Source organism: Paraburkholderia sp. RL18-085-BIA-A (assembly GCF_046027075.1).
GTDB lineage: Bacteria > Pseudomonadota > Gammaproteobacteria > Burkholderiales > Burkholderiaceae > Paraburkholderia.
Genome location: NZ_JARESU010000568.1, coordinates 1 through 589 on the forward strand (window position 1 = coordinate 1; position 589 = coordinate 589).

1 protein-coding gene is annotated in these 589 nt (G+C 55.7%); it reads left to right on the forward strand.

The features are described from left to right. Positions 1 to 66 precede the first annotated feature (66 nt). On the forward strand, positions 67 to 589 hold a 523-nt coding region (locus P0D89_RS53880), incomplete at its 3' end, for an IS6 family transposase (RefSeq protein ID WP_408379801.1).

A 589-nucleotide genomic window follows, 5' to 3' on the forward strand; every position in this document is an offset into this window, starting at 1 on the left:
GATTGTGTCGCGCTAAGGATGCAGGAGTAAAATTCAGGCGGACATTTTCCTGAAGTGAAGCGTGATATGAAGAAGGCAACTGCGAGAAAAGCCCTGCCTGCCGGCGTAGCGAAGGTACTCAAGCGCCTGCACTATCCTCTGGACGTGATCCTGCTGTGTGTGCGGTGGTATGTGGCCTACTCGTTAAGCCTTCGCAATCTCGAAGAGATGATGGCTGAGCGCGGTTTTGAGGTTGACCATTCCAGCGTGCATCGCTGGGTGATCAAACTGGAGCCATTGTTCGAGAAGGCCTTTCGCAGGTACAAACGCCCGGCCGGCAAGAGTTGGAGGATGGATGAAACCTACGTCAAGGTGCGTGGCCAGTGGAAGTACTTGTATCGCGCAGTGGACAAGGCCGGTAATACGGTGGATTTCCTGTTGCGGGCGCATCGCGACAAGGCTGCCGCGTGCCGCTACTTCGAGAAAGCCATCGATCGGAACGGCGCGCCTGAGACCGTGACCATAAATAAAAGCGGTGCCAATCTGGCCGCCCTTCAGGCCATCAACGTTGAACGGAAAACGCCCATCAAGGTCCGGCAGGTCAAGTATC